The following is a 22,404-nucleotide window of genomic DNA, read 5'->3' as shown; positions in this document are numbered from 1 at the left end:
GACACGCGCGCAACCGAACGCGCGGCCGGCGGGCGAAGCCCGACCGACGAGGGAGCGAATTCACTCGCTCCCGCCGTTGGAGACAGAAAACGGGCCGGAGGGGCGACCTTCCGGCCCGTTTTCCGTTGTTTTCGCCCCGCTCGACCATCATTCCCGCGAAGGCGGGAATACATTCCGGCTGTCCGCCGTGAGACCCATCGAAACCAGCGACTATTGATCCCCGCCTTCGCGGGGATGACAAAATAAAGGCGAGGTTTCGACGGTCGGTCGAAGGTGACGGATGGCGCCCACCGACTCCACTTACTGCCAATGTTCCGCTAATGTTCCACTCATGCCGCCCGCGACTCGCCGCGCCGACCCTCATCCCCAGCCCGCCATGCTGGCCCTGCCCCCGCGTCCGCTGCGCTGGCTGTTCCTCGACCTGAACAGCTATTTCGCCAGCGTCGAACAGCAGCTCGATCCGGCACTTCGTGGCAAACCGGTCATCGTCGCGCCGGTCGACAGCGACACGACCGTCGCCATCGCCGCGTCGATCCAGGCGAAACGCTACGGCATCTCGACCGGCACGTCGGTGTGGGAGGCGAAACGGCGCTGCCCCGACATCCTGATCGCGCCTGCACGCCACGACCGCTACGTCGAATTTCACGATGCCATCGTCGCGGAGATCTGGCGCCACATCCCCGTGACCAAGGTCTGTTCGATCGACGAGGTCGCGTGCCGCCTGCTCGATAACGAGAACGACCGCGCGTCGGCCATCGCGCTGGCGCAGCGGGTGAAGGCCGGCATCCTTGCCAACGTCGGCAGCTGCCTGACATCGTCGGTTGGTATCGCGCCCAACCGCCTGCTCGCGAAACTCGCCTCCGACATGCAGAAGCCCGATGGGCTTATCGTGCTGGAGGGCCACGAACTGCCACACCGCCTCTACGACACGCCCTTGCGCGACATTTCGGGCATCGGCGCGAAGATGGAGCGGCGGCTGGCGCGCGACGGGATCAACGATATCCGCCAATTGTGCGCGCGGCGCCCGCGTGATGCCGGAACCGCATGGGGCGGGGTGAACGGCGACCGGTTGTGGTATCTGCTTCACGGCGTCGACCTGCCGGAAAAGCCGACGCAGAGCCGCACGATCGGGCACAGCCACGTACTCTCGCCCTCGAAGCGCGGACTGGAGCCGTCGCGCCTGACGGCGCGGCGCCTGGCGCTCAAATGCGCCAGCCGGTTGCGCCGCAAGGGCTATCTCGCGCGCCTGCTGGTGCTTCACGGCAAGTTCGAGGACGACAAGTCGAACTGGCGGACCGCGATCAAGCTGCCCGCGACACAGGACAGTTTCGCGGTGCTCGGTGCACTGGATGCGATCTTTCCGCGGCTGGCCGAGGTCGGGCGCACGCGGCCCGGCGGCTTCCGCCTGCGGATGATCGGCGTGACGCTGGCGGAAATTGCCGCCGCCGATGGCGAGCAGGGCTCGCTGTTCGGCGCGCTCGATCCCGACGATCCGCTGGCGCGCGGCACCCGGACGCTCAGCCTCAGTCGCGCGATGGACCGGATCAACGAGAAATTCGGCCGCCATGCCGTCTCCGTCGGTCCGCTGTCGGGCGGACGGATCGATCGCGTGGGCACCAAGATCGCGTTCGGGCGTATTCCAGACATGGACGAATTCCACGAATGAAAGGCGCTCATGCGGTCGGTACGCCGAAAAGGACGCCCAGGCGCCTTGACGCACCATGCTGCATGAGCGAAATCGCGACCCGTTATGAAGACCCGCACCCTCGCCTCCGTCGCGGCGCTCGCGCTGCTCTCCCTCACCGCCTGCGGCGACAACACGCCGGTGGAAGTCGACAGCCGCGCCGCCGACCCGATGGCCGAGCAGCTGAAGAACGCCGCCCAGGTCGAACTGCCGCCGGCGATCGAAAAGGCCGTCACCTTCCGCTGCCAGCCGGGCAACGGCCTGATCTACGTGGACTTCTTCCAGGGCCGCAAGCTGGCCAACGTGCGCACCGAAAAGACCGGTATGCCGACCCAGCTGAAGGCCCCCGAAGCCGGCCAGCCGTTCGTCGGCGGTGGCTACACGATCGAGGGCACGCCCACGTCGATCACCTACACCGCACCGGGCAAGTCTGCGCTGACCTGCAAGGCCTGACACCCATTCGACCGATAGCGTGGAGGGGATCGGCGGGCGACCGCCGGTCCCCTTCGCATATCCGGCCGGGACCCGCGTGATGCGCCGCCCGACCGGCCCGGTCGATGCGATCGACCCAGACCTGCTGCTGCGTGCCTATGCTCTGGGCGTCTTCCCGATGTCCGACGCACGCGACGACGAGAGCGTCTATTGGGTCGAGCCCCGCATCCGCGCCGTGTTGCCGCTGGACGGCTTTCACCTCTCGCGCCGTCTGCGCCGGACGATCGCGAGCGAGCGGTTCCGCTTGACAGTCGATACCGCCTTCGACCGCATCATCGCGCTGTGCGCCGAAGCCGCCGAGGATCGGCCCGACACCTGGATCAACGCCGCGATCGAACAGGCGTTCGTGACGCTGCACCGCCGCGGCTATGCACATTCGGTCGAGGTTTGGGATGGGGAGCATCTGGCAGGCGGCCTCTACGGCCTCGCGCTTGGCCGCGCATTCTTTGGCGAGAGCATGGTCAGCCGGGCACGCGATGCATCGAAGGTCGCGCTGGCGGCGCTCGTCGCGCGACTGAGGGCCGGCGGGTTCGACCTGCTCGATTGCCAGTTCCAGACCCCGCACCTCGCCTCGCTGGGCGCCATCGAAGTGCCGAAGGTGGCCTACAACGCGTTGCTGGGCTCGGCGCTCGGCACGTCGGCAGGCGGCGTGCTTGCCGGCGGCACGTCGGCCGAGGGCGATTTCGGCGCATTCGACGCCCTGGGCGCCGGCGCGGCACCGCTCGATGCCGACACGGTGTCGGGCCCCGCGGTCGGGAAGCGCATCGTGCAGCTCTTGGGCCAGACGTCGTAGAGCGGGCTCTGCACGACGTTCAGCGCCGGGCGCTCCTTGAACACCCAGCCGGAAAAGGCGCGACGCCAGCGACGGTCGGTGCCCTCGACATCGAGTTGCAGGAACGCACCGGTCAGCTGCTCCTCTTCCCACGGCGCGGTCTGTTCGCAGGCGCGCAGCCGGACGATGGCGCGGCCGACACGGTACGCCTGACCCGGCTTCATCACCAGGTCGCGCGCTTCGCCGTTGCGCTTGTTCAGCACGCCGACGATGGCGACGCGCTCGGCCATGGGCGTCTCGCCCGTCACGGTCGCCGCGGCCCTGGGCTGCGCGCGGGCAGGGGTAACGGCGACGGGACGCGGCGCCGCGGAGCGCGTCGGCGCGGCCGTCGTGCCCGTAGCGGCCGGCGTTGCGTTACCGCGGACGGCGGCGATCAGCCCTTCGCTGCCCAGCCAGGCGCCGGCCCCCGCGGCAAGCACCAATGCGCTCACCCCCAGCCAGCGCGCGCGCGTCATGCGTCGGGCGTCCACGCCTCGTAATCGCCGGTCGCGGGGGCGCGGCGGCCGCCCTTTTCCAGCGCACCCGACGGGCGATAGGCAAGCGGCGTACCGGTCAGGTTCGGCACGGCAGGCTTCACCCAGGGCTTGGCCGGCGGCAGTGCGCGGTCCGGCACGTCGTCGATCTGGTGGTGCAGCCACCCGAACCATTCGGGCGAGATGCGGCTGGCATCGTTGGACCCCGAATAGATCACCCAGCGCCGCGGATTGCCCGCCGTGTCGCGCCCGCCCTGGTAATAGACGTTGCCCAGCGCGTCCTCGCCGACGACCGCCTTGCCGCGCAGCCCGAACCAGGTGCCGATGGTGGCGCCGTTCCACCAGGTGAAGGGATTGAGGTTGATGCCCATGCCGCGGGGATTAGCGGGCGGCGGGGGGCCGTGCAACATCCGCTGTTGCGCTGGCCGTGGCAAAATGGCGTTGGTCGGTAATGCGGATCCCTGAAGCCCTGGCGACAACGCTGGCCATGATCTGCGATGCGGCAAGCACGGCGCAGGACGACTGGTGGATCATCGGTAGCGCCGCCGTCGCGTTGCACGGCGGCGCCGTCCCCGCCCTGAAGGATGTCGACCTGATGATGTCGTCGCGCGACGCCGAACGCCTGCTTGTCGGCGTCGGCGCTAACGCGATCGCTCCGCCGCCCAGCGAGCGGTTTCGATCCGCGATTTTCGGCATGTGGACCGCGCCGCCGATCCCGGTGGAGGTCTTCGGCGGCTTCATCATGGCTGGCCCTGATGGCTGGCGAAACGTGGGTTTTGCCAGCCAGCACGCCATCACTCTCGCGCACGGCGAATCTACGTGCCGTCGATCGACGATCTACGTGACTTGCTGCGCGCCTTTGGCCGCCCGAAAGACTTGGAGCGCCTCCGACTGATCGAGCCGTAGCGACTATCTTACTTCGGCAGCTCCACCTTGTCCCCTTCGGCAATCCCGAGCTCCGCTGCGCGACCGCCCAGGATTTCCAGCACCGCACTCACCGGCTCGCCGCTCGGGATCGGCGTCTTGTCGAAGGGCACGGTGTTCTCGGCGATGCGGGCGATCGTGCCGTCGGCGCGGATGAAGATTATGTCGAGCGGGGTCGGCGTGTTCTCCATCCAGAAGCTCGCCTCGCGCGGGGGGCCGCCTTCGGGCGGATAGGGCGCGAACAGCATCCCGCCGTCCTTTTTCAGGTCGGTCCGGTACATCAGCCCGCGCTGCTGTTCGGCTACCGTGCGCGCCAGCTCCACCTGGAAGGCATGGGCGCCGCTCGCCGATCGGATGGTGACGGTCGTTGTCTGCGCGCCGCTGGTCGCAGCGGTGCCGCCCGGGGAGCAGGCGGTCGTCGCCGGGGCAAGTGCCAGCACCGCCAGCGCCAGGGCGTATCGGCGAAGCGCCGTCATCCGTCGTTCCTCTCTATCGCGACCGCCAGCGGCCCCTTGTCGCCCTCGACGATCCGCGCCTGCATGCGATCATCGGGTTCGACCTCCTCGATGCCTGCGCGGCGCAGCGTTTCCATGTGGACGAAGACATCGCCCGGCTGTGCATCGCGGATCAGGAAGCCATAGCCCTTCAGCCGGTTGAACCATTTGACCGCGACCGGTTCGAAGGGGCCGGCATCGGCCACCGCCTTCAGCCGGTCGATCCGGTCGCCGCCGCCGCGCGGGCGCACGGGCTCGACGACATCGGACAGGTCGATCGACAGGATGGCGGAGGCTTGCAGCCCGCGGTCGCGCCGCACCGTCTCGCACACCACGCGCGCGCCTTCGGGCAGGCTGCGGCGGCCGTGGTCCTGCAGCACCGAGAAATGGATGAGGATGTCGCCGATCGCAGGATCGTCGGCGACGAGGAAGCCGAAGCCGCGGGTCACGTCGAACCACTTGACGATTCCGCCATGGACGTCGGTGTCGGGACGTGGAGTCTCGGGATGCGCGGCGTCAGGCGTGCGCGATGCCGCGCCGCCGCCGTCTCCATCACTGATCCCGGACTGCCCCAAGCCGATACGCATCCCGTGCCAACGCCCCCATGTCTGACTATTACAGAGCATGGCGGGTACGGAAAGGCCCAAACTCAGGGTCCAGGCGTATCGTCCGGGTCGAAGTGGGGCACTTCGTCGCCATCGAGGGCCAGGATGCGACGGATGCGGTCGGGATCGTGGCCGGCGCGCAGCATCGCGGCAAAGGCCTTTGCCCGTGCTCGCGGGTCGTCGGCGGGCGCGCTGGCGAACGGCCCCAGCCGGCGACGGCGGGCAAAGGCCAGCGCACTCGCGTCCGCCTGCGCGTCGATGTCGTCGCGCAACCCGGCGGCGTCGGTCGGCGCGATGCCCGCCACGCGGAGCGCCAGATCGATCCGCCGCGCGCCCAGCCCCCGCCGCCCGAGCGCACGCACCCGCGCTTCGGCAAAGGCCAGGTCGTCGACATAGCGCAGGTCGGCCATCCGCTGCGCGACCGCAGCCGGATCGGCGGACCCTTCCCCCGCCCAGCCGCGTTCCCGCACCTTGCGGACGAGATAATCGCGCAACTTCGCCCTTGTCGTCGCGTAGCGCTCGACATAGCGCAGCGCGAGACGATCGAGTGCGTCGCTATCGAGCGGCGGTGGTGGTGAATTACGGCGCATGGCCTTGTTTGTGCCACAGTAGCACCGGATTTTGAACGCCGGGTCGGCGCACCGCGTCGGTAGACAGGGATTTTGGGCGACCGCGAATCCGCGGCGCGACAGATTAGGGACGCGAGACTCTTGATGGATTCGGGTGACACGGCGATGACGGACCCGGCGGCAATGGCCGCCCCCGCCCCCACGCCCACCGAAGACGCGCAGCCGCGCCGCTTCGCCGACTTCGCCACGCTGGGCGATGCGCTCGATTATGCGGCCGCGGGCGAGCGCGGGCTGAATTTCCACGACGCGCGCGGTACACTGACCCGGCCGTATCCGTTCGCCGAGCTGCGGGCGGACGCGCTGGTGCAGGCGCGCCGGCTGATCGCGATGGGCATCCAGCCCGAGGACCGCATCGCACTGGTCGCCGAGACGGGACCGGAATTCGCCGCGCTGTTCTTCGGCGCGGTCTATGCCGGGGCCTGGCCGGTGCCGCTGCCGCTGCCGACCAGCTTCGGGGGCGCGCAGTCCTATATCGACCAGTTGCGCGTCCAGCTCGACAGCTGCGACCCCAGGCTGCTGATCTACCCCGACGAACTGACGCAGATGGCGGGCGAAGCCGCGCGCGTCGCGGGGATCGACGGTCTGTCGTTCGGCGAGATCGCCGCGAAGGACGCGCCCGAGGCTTCGCTGCCGACGCTCGATGGCGAGAGCATCGCGTATCTGCAATATTCCAGCGGGTCGACCCGTTTCCCGCACGGCGTCGCGATCACGCACCATGCGCTGCTGAACAACCTGGCGGCGCACGGGCACGGCATGAAGCTGGAGCCGGCGGATCGCTGCGTCTCGTGGCTGCCCTGGTATCACGACATGGGCCTCGTCGGCTGCTTCCTGTCACCGGTCGCCAACCAGGTATCGACCGATTACCTGAAGACCGAGGACTTCGCGCGCCGTCCGCTCGCCTGGCTCGACCTCATCAGCCGCAATACGGGTACGACGCTCAGCTATTCGCCGACCTTCGGCTACGACATTTGCGCACGCCGCATGTCGAGCCAGACCAAGGCCAGCGACCGCTTCGACCTGTCGCGCTGGCGGGTGGCCGGCAACGGCGCCGACATGATCCGCCCGGACGTGATGCAGAGCTTCGTCGACGCGTTCGGTGATGCAGGCTTCAAGGCATCGGCCTTCCTGCCGAGCTATGGTCTCGCCGAAGCGACGCTCGCCGTGTCGATCATGCCGCCGGGCGAAGGCATCGTCGTCGAACTGGTCGAGGAAACGCAGCTGTCGGGCGTCGCCGCGGGCGAGGATCGTCCCCAACGTTTCCGCGCCATCGTCAACTGCGGCAAGCCCGTGCGCGACATGGACGTCGAAATCCGCGAGGAGGACGACACCCCGCTGCCCGAACGCGCGGTCGGCAAGGTCTGGTGCCGCGGCCCCAGCGTCATGGTTGGCTATTTCCGCGACCCTGACGCGACCGATGCCTGCATGAAGGGCGGTTGGCTCGACACCGGCGACATGGGCTATATGTCCGACGGCTACATCTACATCGTCGGTCGCGCCAAGGACATGATCATCGTCAACGGCCGCAACCACTGGCCGCAGGACATCGAATGGGCGGTCGAGCAGCTGCCGGGCTTCAAGCAGGGCGACATCGCCGCCTTTGCGATCACGACGCCGGGCGGCGAGGAAACCCCCGCGGTCCTGGTCCAGTGTCGCACCAGCGACGGCGATGAACGCAAGCGCCTGCATGATGCGATCAAGGAACGCGTCCGCGCGGTCACCGGCATGAACTGCGTCGTCGAACTGGTCCCGCCGCGCACGCTGCCGCGGACCAGCTCGGGCAAGCTCAGCCGGGCCAAGGCGCGGAACCTGTACCTGACCGGCGAGATCAAGCCCTACGCGATCGCGGCGTAGGAGACGCCTGACTTTGCGCAAGCAAAGTCAGGACTCGACACGCCCGGCCAGCGGGCTCGCGCCAGCGATCCCGTCTGACGGGTGTGTCGTCCCGCACACAATCTAGCGCCCTCACCAGCCTCCGCGCCGGAGTCGGCTCGCGCTCTCATCCCATGCCGCTAGCGGGCCTGTGCGGGGACTTTGGCGAACGAGCCAGACCCGGCAACATTCCGTTTAGATCGACTCGCTAAACCATGTTCCAGCCGATCACCGGCGGGACTCGCATCGATGCAGATCACACCACCGCGGCTGCCCTCGACGCCACCCCAAGCCCGCCCCGATCCCGCTCGAACGGCCGCCGCCGCGATCATCGCCACGCTGACGACGACAACGCCATCGGGCGACAGCGTCGACCTCTCGCCCGCCGCCCTCGCCGCCAGCGACCGGCTGACCGCAGCGCAGACGACCGAGCCGCAGAACCGTACGCCCGCACTGCCCGCGACCGTACCGACGCCGACGCACGCGCCCGTCACGACCGGCTGGCAGGCTGAGACCGCACGTGAACCCATCGCTGCAGGCGCGCCGCGGTGGGAACACCTGCCCTACGCGCCGCCGTCGATCGCGGGGGCCGCCTCTGCGCCGGTCGCGGTGACCTGGTCGGCGCTGCCGCACTTCGCCAAGCTGTCGCTGATCGTGCTGACGTTCGCCCTCGCCATCCTGATCGGTGCCTGGATCGGCTGATCGGCGACAGCGCGGCCTTGCCGTCAAATCAGCGCTATCGGCCGCGCGATTAAACCATCCATCAACCTCCACGCCGTAGGGTGCCAGGCGTGACGCGTTCAACCACCTCTCAATTCGCCGCGCCGCGCATCGATGCGCGTGCCCTGCTCGGCCTGTACGATCCGGCCGACGCGACCGACTGGGCGCCGATTCGGGCGGCGCAGATGAATGCAGGGTCGCAGCTGGCGCTGTTCATGCTGGCCGCGAACGTCATCGGTGCCGCGCTGGTCACGCTGGCGTTCGCGCCGCACGTGCCGTCGTGGTGGCTGATCGCCTGGGATGCGGTCGTCGCCGTGGTCGCGGTCGGCGTCGCGGTCCGGCGGCTGGCGGCACGCAACCGGACCGACAGCAACGCCTCGCTGGCCGATGTCCGCGGCACCTTCGTCGACGGGATCGCCCTGGCGCTGGTGTGGGCGGTCGCACCGCTGCTGTTCGGGCCCCATGGCACCGCGCTTGCAGTGTTCAGCCTGTACGGCGTGATCGTCGTCCTGATGGCATCGGCGGCGATCGCGATGGCAGCGCTGCCGCTCGCGACACTGCTGTTCCTCACGATCGTCGGGGGCGCCACGACCGCGGAGTTCGTGATCCACGGGTTCGCCAGCGTCGCCGGCACGTCGGCGATCTTCACCGCGCTGCTGATCGTCGGCTGCTTCGCCCGCGGGCGCGCGCTGGTCGTCATGCGGACCAACGAGATCGCGCTTGCCGAACGCGACGAGACCGTCAGCCTGCTGCTGCGCGAGACAGCGGAAGAGAGCAACGCCGACTGGCTATGGGAAATCGACGCACAGCGCCGGGTCGTGCGCGCTTCGCCCCGCTTCGCCCGATCGATCGGGGTCGATCCGGCGACGATCAACGGCCGCAGCTTCCTGGAAATCCTGGCCGGACCGACGTGGGAGAAGGGCAACTTCGCCGCCGGCCTGCGCGATCTGGCCGACAAGCTGAAGGCGCGCGAGCCGTTCCGCGACCTGCTGCTGCCGGTCTATGTCGACGGGCACGAGCGCTGGTGGGAAATGTCGGCGAGCCCGCGCACGCACGACGACGGCGGTTTCGTCGGGTTTCGCGGCGTCGGGTCCGACGTGACCGAACAGCGCGCGTCCGCCGACAAGATCAACCGCATGGCACGCTACGACACGCTGACCGGCCTGCCCAACCGGCTGCTCATCAACGAATCGCTGGGCGAGGCGATGCAGGAAGCGGACAAATGGGGCTCGCGCTGCGGCTTCATGATGATCGACCTCGACCGGTTCAAGGCGGTCAACGACACGCTCGGCCATCCGATCGGCGACCGCCTGCTCGGCCGCGTCTCCGACCGCTTGAAGACGCTTGTCACCGATAACGAGATCATCGGCCGGCTGGGCGGCGACGAATTCGCGGTGGTCGTGCGCGACGCGACCGACGCCGCGCGGGTCGAGCGGCTGGCGCACACCATCATCATGACCCTGTCGCAGCCCTATGACGTCGACCAGCACACATTGTTCATCGGCGCCTCGGTCGGTGTCGCGATCGGCCCGCGCGACGGGCGGACGCCGGAAATGCTCATCCGCTCGGCCGACCTCGCGCTCTATCGCTCGAAGGACGCCGGCGGCGGCGTATTCCACGCCTATGAGCCGCAGCTGCACCTGCAGGCCGAGGAGCGCCGCGTGCTCGAAATGGCGCTGCGCAGTGCGCTGGAGAAGGACGAACTGCATCTGATGTACCAGCCGGTCGTCGATGCGCGAACGGGATCGCTGACCGGGTTCGAGGCGCTGCTGCGCTGGACCCACGCCGAACTGGGGCCGATCAGCCCGGCAAAGTTCGTACCGCTGGCCGAGGACGCGCGACTGATCGCGCCGATCGGCGAATGGGTTCTGCGCACCGCCTGCCACGAGGCGGCGCGTTGGGGCGGCTATCACCGCGTCGCGGTCAACGTCTCGGCCGAACAGCTCCACAATCCCGGCTTCGTCGCGGTCGTCGCCAGTGCCCTTGCCAATTCGGGCCTGTCGTCCGACCGGCTGGAGCTGGAAGTGACCGAAAGCGTGTTCATGCGCGAAGGCACGGGCGCGACGCAGACGCTGGAGCGATTGCTCGACCTCGGCATCCGGCTCAGCCTCGACGATTTCGGAACCGGCTATTCGTCGCTCGGCTACCTCAGCCGCACGCGCTTCTCGACGATCAAGATCGATCGCAGCTTCGTGCAGGGCGCATCGAAGGGCGTGAAGGAAGCGATCGCGATCATCCGCGCGGTCGTGGCGCTCGCGCAGTCGCTGGGCATGACGACGACGGCGGAGGGCGTGGAAACAGAGGAGGAACATTTCTTGATACAGGAGCTCGGATGCTCCAAGGTCCAGGGCTATTATTTCGGTCGCCCGCTGCCGGTTGGCGAAGCCCGCACGCTGACCGAACAGGCCGGCGAGCGCAGCCGGGCGGCATGATGCGATTTCACGTTGCGGGGCGGGCGCGGGCTCGCTAGACGGCGCGGAGATACAGGGGCGTAGCTCAGCTGGTTAGAGCGTCGGTCTCCAAAACCGAAGGCCCTCGGTTCGAATCCGAGCGCCCCTGCCATCGTCCGCGACAGCGCCCGATATCGGTCATGCCGGGATGTGGCGGCACCATCGCGCCCAACCTGCATCACTAACCTGTTTTTAATCATGCCTGGTCAATGTGGCAGCATGATTTCCATCATGCTCGCGTCCGCATCCGCCGCTACCGCGATCGCGGCCGTCGCGATGGTCGCGGCGCAGTTGCGCGCCGATCGATATGAGCGCGACCGCCTGATCTGGGTCCGGACCCGCGGCGACTGACCAAGCGGATCGATCGAGGCCTCGCGCCCGCCGACACATCGCCGGGCACCGCTTGCTAACCCCGCCCGCCCCCGCTACAGACACCCCCAATCCGACAGTCTGGATAATCCGCACCGAGCCCCTTCACGGGACCGGGCAGAGAGCCCATGTCCGGCGGACGTACATTTTCGAAGCGAGGCCAGCAGCGTGGCAAAGACGACTCCCCTGGAATTCATGCGTCAGGTCGAGGCAGAGCGGAAGAAGGTTGCCTGGCCGACGCCGAAGGAAACCTGGATGACGGGGGTCATGGTCATGATCATGACGACGGTCCTCGCGCTGTTCTTTCTGGGCGTAGACAGCGTGTTCCGCACGATCGTCGACTTCCTGCTCAGCCTGGCCAAGTAAGGGGCATTCATCACATGGCGCGCTGGTACATCATCCACGCCTATTCGGGTTTCGAGAACAAGGTCCGCGACCAGATCCTGGCCGACGCGACCCGCATGGGCCTCGAGCAGCTGGTCGAGGCGGTCGAGGTTCCGACCGAGCAGGTGACCGAAGTCCGCCGCGGCAAGAAGATCCAGTCGGAGCGCAAGTTCTTCCCCGGCTACGTGCTGGCCAAGCTCAGCATGAACGACGACGTATACCACCTCGTCAAGAACACGCCGAAGGTGACCGGCTTCCTGGGCAGCATGGGCAAGCCCCAGCCGATCAGCGAAGGCGAAGCCGCGCGCATCCTGAACACCAAGGAAGAAGCTGCCGCCGCGCCCAAGCAGCAGGTCAAGGTCGATTACGAGATCGGCGATTCGGTCAAGGTGCTGGACGGCCCGTTCGCGACGTTCAACGGCGTCGTCGAGGAGCTCGACTTCGACAAGAGCAAGGTGAAGGTCGCCGTATCGATCTTCGGCCGCGCCACCCCAGTCGAACTCGACTTCGAACAGGTCGAGCGCAGCAAGTAAGTCGACGCCGCACGCGGATCAGCGAACGCTGGTCCGCGAGACCGCGCCCGACCGACGACGCGGCTTCGCCGCGGCGCGATTTTGCGATTGCCTCAACGACGCGTTCGGTCGGACGGCGGGTCATCCGACGATAGTCGCGCGGTCATGCGTGCCGTCAGGTTGCAGGCGTTTTCCTACAGTGCAACCGGGGCCGCAGAGGTTCTGGGCGCGTCGCTCCCCCTGCCCCGCCGCCGCACCGGCCATGCGGCACGCCCGCGCGATATGCCGCGCAGCATGGCTTCGGCCGGGCCCATTTCGTAGCGCGCCAGCCACCACCGGCTGAAGGCAGCGGTCAGCAGCCAGATGACGAGCGCCACGCCCCACAGTCCGGGCAGCGCGAAGCGGCCGACGAGGCCGCCGGCGTAGAAGATCAGCGAGCCGAGGATGGCCTGGAGCGCGTACACGCTGAGCGCCATGCGGCCGAGCGCACGCAAAGTGTCGGCACGGCCCAGCCAGCCGGCCTGGAGCAACGACAGGATGAGGCCGGCGTGCCCCAGCGTCACCAGCAGGCGTCCCGGCTGGAACAGCGTGTCGGACAGCGCCCACAGCGCCGGGCCGGCGACAGGCGCCGAAATGTCGAGCCCGCTGGTCCAACCCAGCCAGACCGCCAGCATCCGCATCGGCAGGCCCAGCGCATAACCGGCGATCATCAGTCGCGCAGGTGCCGGATGCCGGGCGGTGCCGGTCAGTACACCGGTACGGAACAGGGCCATGCCGAGCAGCATAAAGGCGATGCTTTCGGCCACCTCCAGCCAGCCGGTGCCGCCGATATTCTCCTCCAGCCAGAAGCGTTCGCTCCAGCGCAGCAGCGTCAGCCAGTGGGTGCGCTGGGCGATAGCTTCAGTACGCGTCGCCTCGTTCGGGCGCAGGCGATCCCCGATCGCGCGGGCGGCCTGTGCCGCTTCGGTGTCGGGACGGCCGGCGGCGATGTCGATGCGGCCGGCCTGCGCCTGCGCGACGACGCCGTAGGTGCGATAGGCGGCGTTGGCGGACAGTCCGGTCAGCAGCAGCGCGGCGACCGCGACCAGCACGGCGGGGCGTGCGCGGCGGAAGGCAAGCAGCGCGAAACCGCTGACGCCATAGGTCCACAGGATCTCGCCCGGCCACAGGAAGACCAGCCATTCGACGACGCCGAACGCCATCAGCGCCAGACAGCGCCGCGCCCAGACATCGATCGCGCCCGCGCCGACGCCGGGATCATCGGCGCGGCGCAGCATCAGCACCATGCTCGCCCCGAACAGCAGCGTGAACAACCCGCGCATCGTCCCGTCGACCAGCAGCGTCTGAAGGCTCCAGCCGATCCACTGCGCATCAAGCGCGGGCGGGAAACGATCGATCGGCGAGGCGGTCACGCCGCCCATCTTGCAGATGGTCATCAGCAGGATGCCGCAGATCGCGACACCGCGCAGCACGTCGAGCGCGACGATCCTGGACGGCGGGCCGGCCGAACCGGCGCCTGTCGATATTTCCGAAGACTCGCCCATCGACACCACGCACCACAAAACGCGCCGCGGGCGCGCCACGACGGGACGCACCACCGGCAACTCGCAAAGGCGTGGCTTACACCCGCCGGGTTAACCGAACGTGCCGCGGGCCCGGCAACGGCGTCGTTTTACCAGCCCATGCTGCCCGGAATGCCCTTGAACGGCCCGGCGACGTCAGGGGCGATCCACCCGCCGTAGAAGCCACCGGGTTGCGGCACGACGCGGTGGCCGTCGACCGTGCAGGCGTCGAGCGGCCCGGCATAGAAGGCGACGTGGTCGCGCAGCATGGCAAAGGCAGGTGTCGGGTTGGGATAGCTCCACGCGACATCACGCAACCGCTCGCCCGCGACATCGAGGTGCCAATAGAGCGCCTGCCCCTTCCATTCGCAGAAAGACCGGCGATCGGACGGCATGAGCAGGCCAGGCGCGATATCGCCGGGCGGGATGTACCAGCTCGGCGGGTGACTGGTCTCCAGCGTCCGCACCGCAGCGCGCGTTTCCGCCACGACGATACCGCGGTGGACGATGCGGACGTGGGCGTCGCTGGGTTCGGCGATGGCCGGGCGCGGGAAATCCCAGACGCTGGTCTGACCGGGGCCGACGGGATCGGGACGGGGTCTCATGCCTGTGCCTCCTGACGGGCGAGCCAGCGTTGCAGCCGCGGGCGAAGGCGCAGGAAGCGCCGGTACAGCCGCTCGAGCAGGCCGAGGACATGGCGATTGCGCGCAGCCAGACCGATCGGGCGGAGAAGCGGGATCGCGCGCCACATCGCGGCGAAGGCGGCGGCGCCCGAGAGCAGCGGCCCGTCGCCTTCGCGGGCATGGAACCGCGCGAGCAATTCGGCACGATCGATCGGACAGCTTGCCGGGCCCGCGGCATCGACGAAGGCGATCGCGCCGCGCGTGTCGAGCCGGCGCATCAGCGCGATCTCACGCCGGCACAGCGGACAGGTGCCGTCGTGCCACACGGTCACGCGCGGCGGCGGGCGAACCGGATCAGGCGTCGGCGAGGTAGCGTTCAAGATCGTCGCTGCCGCCGATGCGCTCGCCGTCGATGAAGATCTGGGGCGTGGTATCGACGCCGTGTTCATCCTTGAACGCATCGACCGCGTCGCGCGTGTCGAGGATGCGGTCGTCGACATCGAACCCCGCCTGTTCCAGCAGCGCCCTCGCGCGCACGCCGAACGGGCAGGTGTGGTCGGGCAGGACCATGCGATAGAGCGTCGCTTCTCGGCCTTCGGTCACCGGTCGTCTCCTTCACTGGGCGTCATGCCGATGGCGCTACAGCGAACGACCCGCGGCGTCGTTCCGCATCGATCAACAGGCGATCTTGTCCTTGGCGGTCTGGGTCAGGCGGATGCCCGAGATGGTCAGGTCGAGCGCGCCGTCGGTCCGGATCGCCAGCGGCCGGTCGATGCGGCTCATGTCCGCCCCGCCCTTGCCCAAGCAGACGAGCGGAACGGCGATCTGCGTCCAGCCGCCGGTCGCGGCCGCGCGGAGCGGTCGGTCGACGGGCACGCTGGCCGCGCAGTCCGTGCCGCAGCCGATGCTCAGCGTGACCGGGCAGATCGGCGAGCGGTCGACAGCCCATCCGGTGCGCCGACCAGCCGGCGCCGCCGGGTACCGACGCGGCCCGCAGCGAACAGCGCCGCGCGATCCGCGGCGGACGGCGTCGCGCGGACTTCCGACAGGTTTAGCAAGCGCGCCATCGTCCTTGAGAGACAGGCCGCAGCCATGTGAGAACAGCGGAGCGCAGCCGCCTACGGACCCCGGCAGCCACGCTGCGACGAACGCGTCCGAGGCGTCGAGGTACGGGTTCACCCAGAGGCAGGCCCGACAGGAACACCGAAACGGTCGGAATAGCCGCCGCCTTCAGCCGCTTCAGTGGCGCGAGGTTGTCGTGGGCGTCGAAGACCACATCGGCGCGGTCACCCTGGAATGCGGCGGAGGGGTCGTCACCGAACACGACCACCGCGCCATCGCGGCGCGAGGTGAAGCGACCGTCGACAGCAAGGTCGATCGTGCCCCCGGCGGCGCAGGCGGCGGCGCCCGGCTGGCGAAACGAGGGTGGGCGGTACGCCGTCGCGCTGGTGCGCACCGCCGCCGACCGCGGGCTGCTCTCCACCGTCCCGTCGTCCGCGCAGACGATGCGGCCGTAACGCGCGCATTGCCTGTCGGGGGCGCGCCGCGATAACGGGTCCGCGATGACGCCTGCCCCGCCCCCGCCGGACCATCCTGCCATGCGGCGTTCCGCAAGGTTTCTCGCGGGCTATGCGCTGGCGAGCGCGGGCGGGGTCCTCGCTTACCTGCCGCTGCTGTCGCTGCTGCTGCCGCTTCGGATGGGGCAGGTCGCCGCCGACGCGTCGATCGACTATCTGACGCTCGCCGCGATCCTGGGTGCGATCGCCGCCAGCGTCGCCAATATCGCGTTCGGCTGGGCGAGCGACCGCAGCGTGGCGCGCGGTCGCAGCCGGCGCGGCTGGGTGGCGCTGGGCGTGGCCAGCCTGCTGCCCGCCTATGTCGCGCTTGCCTGGGCGGATACGCCCGCCGCCTTGGTTGCGGCGGTGATCGGGGTACAGGTCGCGGTCAATGTCCTGCTCGCGCCATTGCTGGCGATCATGGCCGACGAGATTCCCGACGCGCAGAAGGGGCTGGCCAGCGGCCTGCTGACGCTCGGGCCGCCGATCGGGTCGGCATTCGCCGCACTGCTCGTCAGCCTGCCGCTGCCAAGCATCGCCGCGCGCTTTGCCTGCATCCCGGTCGCGGTCGCGCTGTGCGTCGTGCCGTTCCTGCTGACCCGCGCGGGGCCACCGCTGCCGACCGCCGAGACTCCGCCGGATGCCGATGTCGCACGCCGCGACTTGGTGATCGCGTGGATCGCGCGGCTTCTCGTCCAGATCGCCGGCGCCGTCGTTGGGCTTTACCTGCTCTATTATTTTCAGAGCATCGCCCCTCAAGCCTCGACCGATCGCGGCGCCGCCGGGGTCGGCGTGCTGATGGCGGTGGCGGCGCTGATCGTCATTCCGGTCGCGATCGGCGTCGGGCGGCTGTCCGACCGGACCCGCCGCCGCCGCGCGATCCTGTGCGGCTCAGCGGCCGTCGCGGCGGCGGGACTGCTGGCGATGGCGGTGGCGCGCGACTGGACCACGGGCGCGATCGGTTATGGGATGTACGCTGTCGGAACGGGCGTCTTTCTGGCGCTGCACGCGGGGTTTGCGATGCAGTTGCTGCCCTCGCCCCGGCACCGGGGCCGCGACCTGGGGATCATCAACCTGACCAATACCGCGCCCGCGGTGATCGGCCCGGCGCTCGCGTGGACGCTGGCGACGACGCGCGATTTCTCGGTGGCGCTTGGCGCGCTTGCGGTGCTGACGCTGGCAGGCGGCGCAACCGTGCTGGCGGTGCGCGGCCGCCGCTAGGGCTTCGCCTGCCAGTAGCGGACATGGTCGATCGTCAGCCGCATCGGAAAGGCGGCGTCGTCGATTCCCCGCTTGCCGCCCCAGTCGCCGCCGACCGCAAGGTTGAGGATCAGGTGACAGGGTCGGTCGAACGGCCACGCCCCGCGGTCGCCCGGCACGGTGTCGGCGACCCGCATACAGGCGCGCCCGTCGGCTTACTGTCGGCGATCGGCGTTGTACCGCCCCTGCGCATTGCGGCGCGGATCGCCGAGCGTCGCGGCCTGGAGCGAAAGCACGAAAAGGATCGGCAGCGACGGTTTTCCTCCAGCGACATGCGGCGGCGGGCAAGGCGGTATCGATCGACGATGTACGCGCTCCCCGGTCACAGGTTGGCCTGGTCCTGCCGCGACAGGTCGGCGTCCGGCGGATAATAGAGGCGCGCGCACTCGTCGCGCAGGCAGCCGCCCTCGATCACGATGTCGTCGCGGTAGGCGTCGGCGATGAAGGCGAGCGTGTCGACGTGCCGCGCCTCGAAATACATCTCGTGCACATCGTCGCGCCCGGCGCCGTAGACGACGCGACCGACCTTGGACCAGATCGACGCCATCGTGCACATCCCGCAGGGCTGGAGCGTCGAATAGAGCGTGGCCCCGCGCAGCTCCATCTCGCCGATCCCCTCGCACGCGCGGCGGATCGCCATCATCTCGGCGTGCGCGGTGGCGTCGGGCAGCTCCTGCGTCTGGTTGCGCTCGCCCGCGATCTCGCGGCCGTCCAGCACGATCACCGAGCCGAGCGGCGAATCAGCGGGGTCCGCCCCTTTCGACCGCGCAATCTCGATCGCACGGCGCATCCAGCGTTCATCGTCTTCGGTCATGGTCACCTCTGCCGCACACAACGTCACAGACGGCGACTTGGTTCGCCATGGTGCGCGACCGGCCAGTTCGAGCCAACCGACGATCCGCCCGCATCGAGCGCCGCTCCAATCCGACGGGCCGTCACTCTACAGTGGCCTATCTCAGCCCGGTCGAGTTCGAGCGACAAGCGCGGGTAGCTCACCTTGATCTTTATCGGACCGGCAGCAGGTCAAGGTAGGATGTCGCAGGTTGCGCTGGTTTTTGACCGCAAGGCGCACACGAACTCCCGGACGGTCGTCGCGTTGGCATCTGGCCCGGTCAGGGCGAACGCGCGGTCGTGGGGCCGGCCGATCCATGATGCTGAATGAGCATGAGCCGGACCAAGCCGAATACATCAATATCCCCGGTGATCCTGGCGGTGCAGGCGGTCGAGAAACGCGAGGATGGCGGCGTTCACCAGCTCGGGCTGTTCGATGTTCGACGAGTGACCCGCATCGGGAATCTTCACCAGCGTAACGTCCGCCAACCGCTCGATCATTGGAAACAAACGCGCGATCGGAATCGGAGCGTCGTCCGCCCCGTAAGCGAGCAGGACGGGAACCGCGATGTCCGGCAACCGGTCCGTCACGTCGTCCATGTCGCTCCAGGATCGCATCTGGCTCGCGACCGCAGCGGCGGGCGTCGCGCACCATCGCTCGATCCAGGCTTCCACGAGTTCGGGCTGGTTACGCAGCGTCGCCGGTCTGAATTCGACCGTAGCCAGTCCCTCGGCAAACTCGCGTGGCAGGCCTCCCGAAATCTGATCGAGCGATGCGGCGTGCGCGGCGAACCCTTCGCGCTCGGGCGGGCTGTAGGCACCCGCCACCCCATCGATCATGATCAGGCCTTCGCATCTGTCGAGATGGTCCAAGGCGACACGCAGACTGGTGAACGCGCCCATCGACATGCCGGCGGCGACGAACCGGACGATGCCGAGTTGGTCCGCCAGTTCGACCGTGTCTCGCGCAAGATCTTCGAGCGAATGGGCCGCCGTGTTGCCGAGCAGCGAGCGATGCGCCATCGACACGACATGATAACCGCGCGCAACGAGCGCATCCATCTGCGCCGCGAACATCGACAGGTCCATCGCCATACCGTGATTGAAGATGACCGACAGCCCTTCACCCGCCTGTAGGTGGCCGGACAAATCCGGCATACACTTCTCTTAAACCCCCGGGGACGTCCGATCCGACGGCATTAGCCTTAGCCGCGTCGGTCGAGCACGTTGGTCGAAACCGCATTGCCGTTTCCGTCGTCGGTGTAGCCCGTCTCGACGATGGCGACGTTGGTCAGCTGTCCGTCGGCGGCATAGCCGAAGCTCTCCTGCCGCAGGCCCGTGTAATAGGCCTGGCGCTGCACCCACTCCCCGCGGTCGGGATCGTGGAGATAATAGGGATCGCCGGGGTTCTGATAGGGCTTGAAGACCCAGACCTGCCCCGTCAGCGAGACGTCGCGGGTCGACGTCACGCGGCTCTGATGGTCGTAGTCGCTCGTCTCGCGCTCGTTCACACGCCGCCATATATACCGACAGCCGTTAAGCCCTCACCGACGCGCTGGGCATTCGCGACAGCGCACAGATCGGCGCGATCGACGGGCACGATGCCGGCATCGGCATCGGCTAGGAGCGCCGGCTCGATTCAGTCCGGCTCGGCAAGGCCGATCCGCCTTAGCTCCTGCAGCCCCTTCAACAGAGGATCGCGCTTCGCCTTCGCGGCACCAAGCGGTGCGACGAAGACTGTGTCCGCATCGCCATCGCCGACGAAGAGGTTGACCATGAACGGCCACAGTTTGTTAGCCGGATCAAGCTGCTTTTCCCAACCCGGCTTAGCAACTTGCAGGGCGCGCTCCCGAGTAATCAGTATCTGCGATTCAGGGTCACGGCGGATCAACCTCCCCGGCACACCACGAATATCAAAGTCCTTGAAGCGCGCCTTGCTGATATCAAGCGCCCATTCAACTCCTGCGTAGAAATTGGCTCGATAGTCATCAAACGGTTTCTGCCTCGCGTTGCCATAAGTCGACGGACCAGCTGTAGCATTGACCTTCATCTTGCCGATCTCGCCGGACAGCACGACGCGATCCAGATACGGGCTCCAGAAGATGAGTAGGTCGTTCGTCTTAAGGCCAAAGATACTCACCTCAGATACAACCATCGGTCCCGTGTCGCAGCCGTTTATGGTACAATCGATCATCTCCACCCTGCGCACTTCGGACATCCTGGCGACGTCCTCTGTCAGCGAGAGCGCGCAGTTTTCGAACAGGCATTCGTGGAAGGCCATGTCCTCTATCCGAAGGCGCTCCCCGCGATCAAACAGCCGAGAGAACGTCTCGTTTTTAAACTCTTTCATCGTGGGAACACCAAGTTGGAAGGCAGGCAGGGATGTATCGCATACTCTGTATATGCCCCGTACGGCCTTGCCAAATGGCTCGCCCGCGACGCCTCGGTGGTGATGTCGAGAGTCCGAACCTTATAGCCTTCATACCCCAAGAAGTCTGGCGTCGAAACGAAGGGGCGAGATCGATACGAAAGGAGTTGGCTAAGCTCAGGATCGGCCTGGATATAGCGAGCCGACAGCCGTTCTACGGCCTTGCCGTAGCTCGCTGGCGCCAAGCTGGTTCTCTCGACGAGGCGCTGATAGCTGCCCGGACTCATCAAGTCGCGAGCCAGCCCAGGATTCGCCGCCAAATCCGCCACAGCCCGATCGGTGACGCCCTGCAGAGCAAGCCGAGTGTTGACTGATCCTGTCGCAATACTCTTTGCGGCGAAGGGTGTCGTACGATAGTCGGTGAATGTAGAGGCACCCGACGTCGTGACCAGGTCAGATCGTCCAGGCGTATTCAGGTAGCCGAGAACGACCGCACCGGTACCACCTGCTACCAGGCCTAAATTCGCCGCCATTCCAAGCTGACCGGGTAAATGGTGGGACAACTCGATCATCTTCCCAATATCATCGAGCTTCTTCGAGAAGTATTCACCGCCTGGGGCATTGGCAGCAGGAGAAATATAATCCGCCATGAAGGGCGGGGGCTCGCTGACCGCCTGTTGCTGCGAGATGATTTGGTGTCGAGCAGCTTCCGCAGCTTCATTTATTCTTTTGTAAGCCCGAGCCCGCTCCCCCGGGGTATTTTCCGTCATCGCAGCAATGCCACGTTTACCCTCCGCAAGGATAGCATCGACGTCTTCAAGGGGCACAGCCGTCCGCGGCGCAAGCTTGATCTCACTTGCCGGTATGAGCGTTCCCCCGCCGGGAAACCGTGACACAATATCTTGCAAGCTGGACGGGTACGGACGAGTACCGACAGTGCCCCCCGAGTCAGCGCTCTGTTTAGCCTCGGCAACCAGCGCCTTTTCAGCTGCTGACATCTGCGTGCTGGCAGCCAGGCGCTGCCCCACGAACCTCCCGATCGTGGTGCCTATCGCATCGGGCAGGACGGCGAGGATGTTGTCGCCGAAGCTGGTGCCGCTGACGAGGCTGCGCGTCGCTGCACCCGCGATGGCCGACGCTGTGCCCGAGACCAGCAGGTTGCCGAAGCTCGCGGCACGCGCCGCGGTGGTCGCGGTCTCCGCAACCGCGGCGCCGGGCAATTTCATGCTTGCCCAGTTGCCGACGCCGCCGACGACCCCGGCCACCGCCACGCCCGCGAAGTCGAACTTCGATTGCAGGCCCGTCGCGACGGCCACGCCCTGGGTCAGCGCGCTGCCGACGATGCCCTGGACGGCGCCCTGGACGAAGCTGCTCTTGATACCCTGCACGGCGGCACTCGCACCGACCGCGCCGCCGATCCCGCCCGAGATCCCGGCGAGCGCGATCCCCTTCCACGAGAACTTGTCCTGGATGCCGGTGGCAAGGCCGACCGTCTGGCTCGCCGCGCTGCCGGCGAGACCGGCCAGCGCGCCCTGCCAGAAATTCGGTGCCGCCGGTGACGCCCATACCGTCACCGCGACGGCGACCGCGATCAGCAATATCTTGCCGAACGCGCCGCATTTGTTGCTCTTGCCGCGCGCGGTGGGTTGGGCCGACACGGGCGTCACGTCGCCGATGGCGTCGGCGGGGTCGTAGGGGCGCAGCTGGCTCGCGTTGTAGGTCGAGCGGATCACGCCGGCGGGCAGCGTCAGGGTCTGGCCGGTGGTG

At 67.8% G+C, this 22,404-nt stretch carries 27 protein-coding genes, 1 tRNA gene and 2 pseudogenes; 12 read left to right on the top strand and 18 right to left on the bottom strand.

The features are described from left to right. Positions 1-331 precede the first annotated feature (331 nt). The 3 genes from ASE86_RS13380 (at position 332) to aat (ending at position 2,969) form a co-directional block, all read left to right on the top strand. Entirely contained in the window at positions 332-1,666 is a 1,335-nt protein-coding gene (locus tag ASE86_RS13380; protein ID WP_056427924.1) for a type VI secretion protein ImpB, read from the top strand. An 84-nt stretch (positions 1,667-1,750) separates the two neighbouring features. Continuing rightward, a complete protein-coding gene (locus ASE86_RS13375; RefSeq protein ID WP_056427921.1) occupies positions 1,751-2,137 on the top strand; it encodes a hypothetical protein in 387 nt (128 codons plus the stop codon). A 79-nt stretch (positions 2,138-2,216) separates the two neighbouring features. Beyond that, on the top strand, positions 2,217-2,969 hold the full coding sequence (gene aat / locus ASE86_RS13370) for a leucyl/phenylalanyl-tRNA--protein transferase (protein ID WP_056428965.1): 753 nt from the start codon (positions 2,217-2,219) through the stop codon (positions 2,967-2,969). 35 nt (positions 2,970-3,004) lie between these two features. Here aat and ASE86_RS16675 read toward each other — a convergent pair. Together ASE86_RS16675 and ASE86_RS13365 are read right to left on the bottom strand one after the other, a co-directional pair. Then, a pseudogene (locus tag ASE86_RS16675) lies at positions 3,005-3,172 on the bottom strand (DUF2155 domain-containing protein); the annotation flags it as partial. A gap of 287 nt (positions 3,173-3,459) precedes the next feature. Continuing rightward, positions 3,460-3,852 carry an NADH:ubiquinone oxidoreductase subunit NDUFA12 gene (locus ASE86_RS13365; protein WP_056427920.1) on the bottom strand — a complete coding sequence of 131 codons (393 nt, stop codon included), beginning with the start codon at positions 3,850-3,852 and terminating at the stop codon, positions 3,460-3,462. Between the two features lie 80 nt (positions 3,853-3,932). On the opposite strand from ASE86_RS13365, the gene ASE86_RS13360 reads away from it, so the two are divergent. Further along, complete coding sequence (locus ASE86_RS13360) at positions 3,933-4,376, top strand: hypothetical protein (protein WP_056427917.1); 444 nt, start codon at positions 3,933-3,935, stop codon at positions 4,374-4,376. A 19-nt stretch (positions 4,377-4,395) separates the two neighbouring features. On the opposite strand, the gene ASE86_RS13355 is transcribed toward ASE86_RS13360, so the two are convergent. From ASE86_RS13355 to ASE86_RS13345, 3 genes are all read right to left on the bottom strand, one after another. Beyond that, positions 4,396-4,881, bottom strand: coding sequence for a DUF192 domain-containing protein (locus tag ASE86_RS13355; RefSeq protein ID WP_056427913.1), 486 nt, complete (start codon positions 4,879-4,881; stop codon positions 4,396-4,398). Continuing rightward, positions 4,878-5,486, bottom strand: a complete 609-nt coding sequence (locus ASE86_RS13350) for a cold shock domain-containing protein (protein ID WP_082441929.1) — start codon at positions 5,484-5,486, stop codon at positions 4,878-4,880. Before ASE86_RS13350 ends, ASE86_RS13355 begins: the two co-directional genes overlap by 4 nt. A gap of 62 nt (positions 5,487-5,548) precedes the next feature. Continuing rightward, complete coding sequence (locus tag ASE86_RS13345; RefSeq protein ID WP_056427910.1) at positions 5,549-6,094, bottom strand: regulatory protein RecX; 546 nt, start codon at positions 6,092-6,094, stop codon at positions 5,549-5,551. Between the two features lie 123 nt (positions 6,095-6,217). Here ASE86_RS13345 and ASE86_RS13340 point away from each other — a divergent pair, with 123 nt between their 5' ends. The 7 genes from ASE86_RS13340 (at position 6,218) to nusG (ending at position 12,458) form a co-directional block, all read left to right on the top strand. Beyond that, positions 6,218-7,984, top strand: coding sequence for a fatty acyl-AMP ligase (locus tag ASE86_RS13340; protein ID WP_056427907.1), 1,767 nt, complete (start codon positions 6,218-6,220; stop codon positions 7,982-7,984). 267 nt (positions 7,985-8,251) lie between these two features. Beyond that, positions 8,252-8,704, top strand: a complete 453-nt coding sequence (locus ASE86_RS13335) for a hypothetical protein (protein ID WP_056427904.1) — start codon at positions 8,252-8,254, stop codon at positions 8,702-8,704. A gap of 89 nt (positions 8,705-8,793) precedes the next feature. Continuing rightward, a complete protein-coding gene (locus ASE86_RS13330) occupies positions 8,794-11,154 on the top strand; it encodes a putative bifunctional diguanylate cyclase/phosphodiesterase (protein ID WP_056427901.1) in 2,361 nt (786 codons plus the stop codon). A gap of 53 nt (positions 11,155-11,207) precedes the next feature. Further along, a tRNA-Trp gene (locus ASE86_RS13325) sits at positions 11,208-11,284 on the top strand. 107 nt (positions 11,285-11,391) lie between these two features. Beyond that, entirely contained in the window at positions 11,392-11,523 is a 132-nt protein-coding gene (locus ASE86_RS16645) for a hypothetical protein (protein ID WP_268795326.1), read from the top strand. Positions 11,524-11,709: 186 nt separating this feature from the next. Beyond that, positions 11,710-11,907, top strand: coding sequence for a preprotein translocase subunit SecE (gene secE / locus ASE86_RS13320; RefSeq protein ID WP_056427898.1), 198 nt, complete (start codon positions 11,710-11,712; stop codon positions 11,905-11,907). A 14-nt stretch (positions 11,908-11,921) separates the two neighbouring features. Next, on the top strand, positions 11,922-12,458 hold the full coding sequence (nusG, locus tag ASE86_RS13315; RefSeq protein WP_056427895.1) for a transcription termination/antitermination protein NusG: 537 nt from the start codon (positions 11,922-11,924) through the stop codon (positions 12,456-12,458). A 173-nt stretch (positions 12,459-12,631) separates the two neighbouring features. On the opposite strand, the gene ASE86_RS13310 is transcribed toward nusG, so the two are convergent. From ASE86_RS13310 to ASE86_RS16670, 7 genes are all read right to left on the bottom strand, one after another. Further along, positions 12,632-13,981: a DUF418 domain-containing protein gene (locus ASE86_RS13310; RefSeq protein ID WP_056427892.1), complete on the bottom strand. Its 1,350-nt coding sequence runs from the start codon at positions 13,979-13,981 to the stop codon at positions 12,632-12,634. A gap of 128 nt (positions 13,982-14,109) precedes the next feature. After that, positions 14,110-14,604, bottom strand: a complete 495-nt coding sequence (locus tag ASE86_RS13305) for a DUF427 domain-containing protein (RefSeq protein ID WP_056427890.1) — start codon at positions 14,602-14,604, stop codon at positions 14,110-14,112. Then, positions 14,601-14,954 carry a DCC1-like thiol-disulfide oxidoreductase family protein gene (locus ASE86_RS16550; RefSeq protein ID WP_056427887.1) on the bottom strand — a complete coding sequence of 118 codons (354 nt, stop codon included), beginning with the start codon at positions 14,952-14,954 and terminating at the stop codon, positions 14,601-14,603. The genes ASE86_RS13305 and ASE86_RS16550 overlap by 4 nt, the downstream gene beginning before the upstream one ends. A gap of 22 nt (positions 14,955-14,976) precedes the next feature. Then, complete coding sequence (locus tag ASE86_RS13295) at positions 14,977-15,225, bottom strand: glutaredoxin domain-containing protein (RefSeq protein WP_056427884.1); 249 nt, start codon at positions 15,223-15,225, stop codon at positions 14,977-14,979. 72 nt (positions 15,226-15,297) lie between these two features. Further along, positions 15,298-15,528 carry a putative glycoside hydrolase gene (locus ASE86_RS16545; RefSeq protein WP_235524141.1) on the bottom strand — a complete coding sequence of 77 codons (231 nt, stop codon included), beginning with the start codon at positions 15,526-15,528 and terminating at the stop codon, positions 15,298-15,300. 2 nt (positions 15,529-15,530) lie between these two features. Further along, positions 15,531-15,689, bottom strand: coding sequence for a hypothetical protein (locus ASE86_RS16540; RefSeq protein ID WP_156347177.1), 159 nt, complete (start codon positions 15,687-15,689; stop codon positions 15,531-15,533). Beyond that, positions 15,674-16,222, bottom strand: a complete 549-nt coding sequence (locus ASE86_RS16670; RefSeq protein WP_156347176.1) for a hypothetical protein — start codon at positions 16,220-16,222, stop codon at positions 15,674-15,676. The genes ASE86_RS16540 and ASE86_RS16670 overlap by 16 nt, the downstream gene beginning before the upstream one ends. Between ASE86_RS16670 and ASE86_RS13285 the strand changes: the two genes are divergently transcribed. Next, positions 16,221-17,399, top strand: a complete 1,179-nt coding sequence (locus ASE86_RS13285) for an MFS transporter (protein WP_056427877.1) — start codon at positions 16,221-16,223, stop codon at positions 17,397-17,399. The two genes, ASE86_RS16670 and ASE86_RS13285, sit on opposite strands and share 2 nt — an antisense overlap. Here ASE86_RS13285 and ASE86_RS13280 read toward each other — a convergent pair. From ASE86_RS13280 to ASE86_RS16235, 6 genes and pseudogenes are all read right to left on the bottom strand, one after another. Continuing rightward, positions 17,396-17,575, bottom strand: coding sequence for a hypothetical protein (locus ASE86_RS13280; protein WP_056427874.1), 180 nt, complete (start codon positions 17,573-17,575; stop codon positions 17,396-17,398). The two genes, ASE86_RS13285 and ASE86_RS13280, sit on opposite strands and share 4 nt — an antisense overlap. 185 nt (positions 17,576-17,760) lie before the next feature. After that, positions 17,761-18,252, bottom strand: a complete 492-nt coding sequence (locus tag ASE86_RS13275; protein ID WP_056427871.1) for a nucleoside deaminase — start codon at positions 18,250-18,252, stop codon at positions 17,761-17,763. A gap of 374 nt (positions 18,253-18,626) precedes the next feature. After that, a complete protein-coding gene (locus ASE86_RS13270) occupies positions 18,627-19,427 on the bottom strand; it encodes an alpha/beta fold hydrolase (protein WP_056427868.1) in 801 nt (266 codons plus the stop codon). 47 nt (positions 19,428-19,474) lie between these two features. Continuing rightward, positions 19,475-19,780 carry a hypothetical protein gene (locus tag ASE86_RS13265; RefSeq protein WP_056427866.1) on the bottom strand — a complete coding sequence of 102 codons (306 nt, stop codon included), beginning with the start codon at positions 19,778-19,780 and terminating at the stop codon, positions 19,475-19,477. Between the two features lie 128 nt (positions 19,781-19,908). Then, the gene (locus ASE86_RS13260; RefSeq protein WP_056427863.1) at positions 19,909-20,619 is read right to left on the bottom strand and encodes a hypothetical protein; all 711 of its coding nucleotides are present in this window, start codon (positions 20,617-20,619) and stop codon (positions 19,909-19,911) included. Further along, a pseudogene (locus tag ASE86_RS16235) lies at positions 20,616-22,404 on the bottom strand (hypothetical protein); the annotation flags it as partial. The pseudogene ASE86_RS16235 and the gene ASE86_RS13260, both read right to left, overlap by 4 nt.

The organism is Sphingomonas sp. Leaf33 (genome assembly GCF_001421785.1).
Classification (GTDB): Bacteria; Pseudomonadota; Alphaproteobacteria; order Sphingomonadales; family Sphingomonadaceae; genus Sphingomonas.
This window is presented reverse-complemented; position numbering and strand designations above follow the sequence as displayed.